The 6,576-nt window shown below is 40.5% G+C and carries 6 protein-coding genes; all 6 read left to right on the top strand.

Translation table 11 applies throughout. The features are described 5' to 3' along the window. The first annotated feature begins 192 nt into the window (after nucleotides 1-192). The 6 genes from B147_RS0104695 (at nucleotide 193) to B147_RS0104670 (ending at nucleotide 6,353) form a co-directional block, all read left to right on the top strand. Nucleotides 193-1,833 (top strand): hypothetical protein, encoded by a 1,641-nt coding sequence (locus B147_RS0104695; RefSeq protein WP_020586090.1) that lies wholly within the window; start codon nucleotides 193-195, stop codon nucleotides 1,831-1,833. A gap of 45 nt (nucleotides 1,834-1,878) precedes the next feature. Next, nucleotides 1,879-3,546 carry an eCIS core domain-containing protein gene (locus B147_RS30045; protein WP_020586089.1) on the top strand — a complete coding sequence of 556 codons (1,668 nt, stop codon included), beginning with the start codon at nucleotides 1,879-1,881 and terminating at the stop codon, nucleotides 3,544-3,546. Nucleotides 3,547-3,754: 208 nt separating this feature from the next. Continuing rightward, complete coding sequence (locus B147_RS0104685) at nucleotides 3,755-4,651, top strand: type I restriction enzyme HsdR N-terminal domain-containing protein (protein WP_020586088.1); 897 nt, start codon at nucleotides 3,755-3,757, stop codon at nucleotides 4,649-4,651. Nucleotides 4,652-4,774: 123 nt separating this feature from the next. Then, nucleotides 4,775-5,494, top strand: coding sequence for a hypothetical protein (locus tag B147_RS0104680; RefSeq protein ID WP_020586087.1), 720 nt, complete (start codon nucleotides 4,775-4,777; stop codon nucleotides 5,492-5,494). 234 nt (nucleotides 5,495-5,728) lie between these two features. Continuing rightward, nucleotides 5,729-6,073: a type II toxin-antitoxin system RelE/ParE family toxin gene (locus tag B147_RS0104675; protein WP_026259515.1), complete on the top strand. Its 345-nt coding sequence runs from the start codon at nucleotides 5,729-5,731 to the stop codon at nucleotides 6,071-6,073. 4 nt (nucleotides 6,074-6,077) lie between these two features. After that, entirely contained in the window at nucleotides 6,078-6,353 is a 276-nt protein-coding gene (locus tag B147_RS0104670) for a helix-turn-helix domain-containing protein (RefSeq protein WP_020586085.1), read from the top strand. The last annotated feature ends 223 nt before the right edge of the window (nucleotides 6,354-6,576 follow it).

The raw sequence follows: 6,576 nt of genomic DNA, 5'->3' as shown, positions 1-6,576 counted from the left end.
ATACCACTACACCCTTCGCCTCCATCAGGCTGGGTCTAAGACTTGCCAAATGTATTGGAATTCTATACATTTGACTCACTTTTAAGAACATGTGCCGTGCCCGGCACACACAAAACCATCCAGCGGACGCGCCAAAGGCGCGCGCCGCTGATGGTTGACGTTAGCAGTTGCAATAGAAGGAGTACTCAGGCAATGCCGATCTTTTTACGAAAAGATACTATTCGTTTATTCGAGGCTTCGTTAGAGTCACTATCTTTGGCTATTCTATCTTTAGGGTTACCTGACACGAAATACCGTAGAGTTGAAGCAACTCACTATGCAGCTTCGATTGGACTTATTGGGTCATCCGCTGAGCTCGCTGTTTCAGCCTGTTATGTACAAGCACGTGGGCCAAAAATTTTATTAACAAATGACGGTATGTATAAGTCCGCCAAACAAATTCTTTCGGAGTTTATTGCCCTACTGAAATCACCAACCCCACAATTAAGCTTCATATCTAATGGTGTTGACAAACCAGATGAGCACAGAAAAATACTATTAGACAAGTTAAAAAATCTTCGGCTGTTAGCTACTGCGAGAGCTGGCGGTTTGCATGCTGGCCGTGGTCCAAATCGCGCGACCTGTGTTTTGTTAGCAAGAAATTTAGTTCTTTTTTTAGAACACCTATCAAAGTCAGCAAAAATCCATCCATATCTTGAAACAATTCCAAAGCCTCATGATGAAATTGTAGAATATACAGCTATTATTAATGACCTTCAAAAGAAACTGTTGTCTGCCAGCACAGATACAGAAAAAAGCGAAATTTTAGCTAATATTTATTTGGTGTTGCCGAATATGCCAGACGAAAAACCCGAGTGGATAGATGTTTTAGAAAGGGTAAGTATTGCCCCAAAACCCTCAGACATCAACCTCCTTTTAACCTCTCTCGAAACAGCTGTTCCAATCACTTTCCGGAAAACAGTACAGGGCGAAAAACCTATCTCCGCGATTATCAACCCCTCAGACCCGAATGCAATTCCAATAGCACCACACTATTTAAAATCTGAGTTCACCCAAATAACCGATAAGTTTTTTGCTGACATAGCTAATGCCAATGGAAGACTTTCTGAAAAAATTATTGACCCTCCACCACATCAATTCGTAAATGAAATTTTTGCAAATGGATTGGAAGAACTTGGTATTATAGAGGAAGGGCAAAGCTTAACGGCACATCAAGCTTGGCCATTTATAGTATCTGGTTTGATTAGGCAAGGTACAATAGGACCGATATGGTTTTTTGTCCGGAAAACAACCGACTTATCACAGCTGCAAGCCATTCTAAAAAAAGTTGCTAAATTAGGTAACAAAAGATTTAAAAACAATATACAATTTTGTGTTGGTGGTATTGAAGCAGTAAAAAACAAAGTGCCGGCAGAACAAAATGAATTGTTTAGAAAAACTATTGAATACGGAAACAAAGTTGAAATTAAAAAAAATAACCTCAAGAATTTTATAGACAAATCAAGCTCTATCGACAAAGTCCTTCCTGACGTTATGAGCCAAAAGCTATTGATTTTAGAAGAAAATGAAGAACCATTGGGGCCATTTATAGAAGAGATAATACAAAGTGATATAGATGAAAATTCGAAGGGCTATTGGGTAAAAACACTTACCGAAATGTGTGAAAAAGAAGAGGACTTATATGCATTGGTTGAGATCTTAAAAGAACCTGATAGAGTTGGTGCCCATACGGCATCACGCAAAGCTATTAATTTAATAGACTTTCAATTTTATGGACCTGAAGTAATGCTAACATCTGCTTTCACAGCGACGGCAAAAAGCCGCCGCGCGTGAAGCTGGCGTTAGTTGCCATCATAATCTTAGGTAAGGAGAACGATCATGCGTACTTTCGCAGATAAACAGAAGCCAGCACGAAAGGCAAAAGCTCAAAGCCCAGTAAGGCCCAGATGGGCATTTACTGGACAAAGCTGTGAGGTAACTTCCATCCTTCACTTACAGCGCACGATCGGAAATCATGCCGTGCAGCGATTGTTACAGAATAATGTTGAAGAGCGCGAAGAAAATTCGCCCACCAGCACATCGCTTCGCTATGTTTACGATTTCAGCCGAATTCCTGTACACGCCAACGCTCCTACCATGATTCAGTCAGAACTCACCGTCAATACTCCTGGAGATATGCACGAGAAAGAGGCAGATCAGGTTGCAGATGAAGTTATGAAGAAAACCGAGACTATGGCAAACAGTGTTTTCCCTGCTATTTCATCTTTGCAAAGGCAAGTCAGTAATAGTCATACAGCGGTGTGGGCACCAAACATTGTCCGTGAGGTAATCAATTCACCGGGCGAGCCCCTTGCGCCCACAAATCGTTCTTTTTTTGAACCACGATTTGGACATGATTTTAGTCGTGTGCGTGTGCATACTGACACGATAGCCGCCAAGTCAGCGCAATCAGTGAATGCCCAAGCGTTCACACTTGGAAACCATATTGTCTTCGATTCTAATAAGTTCGCGCCACATTCCTATCCGGGTAAACGACTGATAGCACATGAGCTCACACACGTCGTACAACAACAGGGGACAAGTAGCATAAGTTTATTACAGCGTCACTCTTGCCGCAAAAATGAGGGGCCTCCTACAGCTGAACCTCCGATTCCAGGAGAAGATGGACCACACCCACTGATATACAGAGGAACATCTACAAGAAGATCTCGTCGTCCCAGTGTGGGATATGCACAAGAACTCTTAAATCGCTTTTTGGGACGGCTCACTTCCGAATATTCTCCTTGCGCTGCAAAAGCGAATATCGGTGAAATAGATCGTATTCGAGCAACACTAAATCAAGACCCTCTGGAGGTGGATTGTCGTTTTGGACCAAATACGGAAAAAGCTACGAAGATGTTCCAGCGGTGTATGTTTCCTGGTAGTAAAAACGAATGGGATGGCAAGATTGGGAAAAAAACATGGCCCGCTTTAAAAGCATATAGCGGAGGTATTCCTGTCCCTCCGGTGCTATCAGACGACACTATCGTAAGAATAGCCAAAGCTCAACGGGATGCAGCAATGTTTAAGGCCCTTAAGGAACTACAGAAATTAAAACAAACGATCGAGAATTATGGTGGTCTAATACCTAGTGGTAAAGTCACCCAAGCTGTGTACAAATGGTTACTGGCAGATGTGTACACTTTTATGGAGACCATTGAAACTGCCATTGCCATAATAGAACGAAATATAGAAATAGGCACAAGAATCACAATAGACCGAAGTCAAAAGAAAAATTATGCCCATGTTGGGGCAATAGGTGACCCGTCAAAAGGCATCATTATTGAAGATCGATTTTTCGGTGAATCACCCGAGTGTCAAAGGGAACTGATTGCACACGAATTTTTTCATTTAAGTGGATTAGTACATGCTTATGGGACGACTAACAGGGAACTTGCAATAAACTGTCCGCACCACATGGCTGAGTTAGTTTTTGACATTGCAACCGGGGTGACAGAAAGATGTGGTAAACCACCGATAATTTGTGTCCTTAGCCCAGTGCCTTAGTTGTCGATCTTGTCTGGGAGTGGAATTAAACGGGAATGGGGGCAGGTCTTTCTTTTTACTTTCTGACTGCGTAAATGAAGAAATAGCCTAACAAGGCAAATGCACTCGGACGGCAAAAAGCGCCGCTCCTTCGTCGCTCTACTTTTTGCCGCCGGTGATTTGCAGCGTTAGGGCTCTTAGCGCTGAGCAACCGTTTTAAAGGATTTTTATGTTTGAAAATTTCGACTTTGAAGTGTTGAATGACCCTGAATTTAAAGAGGATGCGGTTCGCGAAGAAATTATTTTGCCACTCATTAAACAGCTAGGTTATACGCTAACGGGAAATTCTAAAATAATTAGAAGTAAATCTTTAGTGCATCCCTACGTAGCGATAGGTTCTAAGCAGAGAAAAGTTTCCATAGTCCCAGACTATGTTTTCTACTCTGATAACAAACCATATTGGATTCTAGACGCCAAATCTCCAATAGAAGAAATCATCAAAAGTAAACATGTAGAGCAAGCATATAGTTACGCTATACATCCAGAGATAAGAGCTGAGTTATATGCATTGTGTAATGGAAAAGAGTTTGCGCTATTTGAAATTAGAAAGTTTGAACCGATCTTGCATTTTAAGCTTGAAAATATTGCCGAACACTGGAATGCCTTATTTAGGATATTGAACCCAGAAGTTAAGGCAAACCCTGCATTGCTTGAGTACAAACCAGATTATGGTGTTTATATCAAAAAAGTTGGTGCCGTTGAAGATTTTAAATTTATTGCTATGGCAGTACATTCTAAATTTATAGCCAAAGTTTCTGATAACCAATATACAACAATGACAGTGGTCCCTGGAGATATAGATTGTATGGTTTCATTTTACTTTGATGAAGAGCGTTACCAACAACTATTATCTATTTTGCCTGATCACTTAGGCGAGTTGTTGCAGCACGGATTAAGGCAAATGCCATACTACGTTTCATTAGATAATAGTGACGAGGAGTTCATGTTTGGTGTTTCATCAACAATTTCAGAGCAGGTAATCGAAAATAATGAAGAGTCGTATATCCCATTTATTGTCGATGAGTTTATGGAGCATCTCTATCATAAATTTCCAATAGAGCCCTAACAATGCAAATGCACTCGGACGGCAAAAGCCGCGCCGCTTCGCTCTGCAACTTTTGCCGCCGGTGATTTGCGGCGTTGGCGTTTACACATATTGAATTTGACTTTACTTTAGTGAGTTAATTACATGAACGACTTAAGCTTCGAAGCGAAAAAACAGGATATCCAGGATTATTTCGAAAAGATCATAATGGGATATGTATTTGGTGATATTAATACTCTTTTAGAAAAGAAGTTTGATCTTGATGAAAAAGAAACAGGTGGCTGCACTGCTCCTTTGGCTATGAGTGTTTTCTCTGCAATGAACCAATTGGGACATCTTACAAGTCCGAAAACAGTAGATAAAATTGAAATAAATCCCGATACAGAATTGTGCATTAAAGAATATTGCGAAAATTGGATGATCAAAGTTGATGAAATTTATAGAAAAAGTACCTGCCAAGAAATCTTGGTAAGTTTCTTTCGCCATGGGCTTGCTCATCAATTTATGCCTATTCACGGCATGGCCATTACCAGACATCCCACGCACAAAAATTTAATCGATTCATATCAAATCGAAGGAGGTGTAAGGTATATACTGCAGGTCAAAATTCTTGCTGAACATTTTTTGGAATCAATCTCTGTTTTAAAGAAAAAAATTTATGAATTGAAAGAAACAAATTCTGATTTTGTTGATCGTTTTTACAGAAGGCTGGCCAGGCAAAAAATAAAGTATATCAATAAAAACAAACATCTTTTAGGGAAAGCCGGAAGAAATATATCTAATAATAAAGAAGGAATAGATACCACAACTACGTCAGGAACTACGACATATATTGACAAGATCAAGACGACTTCTACTGTCTGACGTAGGTAGGGGATATGTCGCTCTGTGAATAAATGGAGCTAATACGCCAAAACGCTGGAGAGGGACCAGGCTTACTGCGCGGCCTTTCGGAAGCGCCTGGTTCGGGAAAATTTATCTTTTTATCGGAAGTTTTTGGGTTTAAAAAGCCTGGCCCCTCAGCTCCCCGTTCGCTGCCAAAAAAAATCCAATTTTTGAGCCCTTGACGAAGTTCACATATTTGTATACTTTGTAGATATGAAAACAATTTCATTTTACCATACGACATCTGGAAAATGCCCTGTTCGAAAGCATTTAGATTCTTTGACAGATGTTCAGGCTACAAAAGTCGCTTGGGTTTTGAAATTGATTCGAGAAATTGATCAGGTTCCATCCAAATACTTTAAGAAACTGGTCAATACAAAAGATATTTGGGAAGTTAGAGTTGATGTCGGGAGAGATACGTTTCGTCTCCTTGGATTTTTTGACGGACAAGAATTAATTATCTTGACCAATTCATTTCAAAAGAAAAGTCAAAAGACTCCAAAACAGGAGATTAAGTTAGCTGAGTCCCGAAAAAAAGAATACCTTTCCAGGAGGTAAGATAATGGATGACTTGGATAAATATATTGAAGCAAGAAAAAAGAAAAGCCTCATTTTCGCTAAAAATTTTGATAAAGGATATGAGCATTTTAAAATCGGAGTTCTTCTTAAACAGGCTCGATTAGATGCTGGCTTGACACAAGAAGAGGTCGCTAATTTATTGAATACAAAAAAATCTGCAATTTCCCGTATTGAGAATCATGCCGAAGATATCCGTTTATCAACATTGGTGAACTATGCTCAAGCAGTGGGGAAAAGCATTCAATTTCAGGTAGCTTAAACTCAGCGATCAAAACGCTGGAGAGGGACCAGGCTTACAGAGCGGCCTTTTGGGAGTCCCTGGTTCAGGGAAATTTAAACTTTTATCGGAGCTTTTGTGGGTTAAAAGCCTGGCCCCTCAGCTCCCCGTTATCGCGCCGAGCAAAGCTCGGCGCATCTTGCAGGGTGAAAGTCCCTGTCGGGTGAAATCCAGTAATGGGTTTCAGTAAGGGTTAGCCACCCAC

This window comes from Desulfobacter curvatus DSM 3379, from assembly GCF_000373985.1.
GTDB lineage: Bacteria > Desulfobacterota > Desulfobacteria > Desulfobacterales > Desulfobacteraceae > Desulfobacter > Desulfobacter curvatus.
The sequence above is the reverse complement of the archived record's forward strand: the minus strand, read 5'-3'. Positions and strand labels throughout refer to the sequence as shown.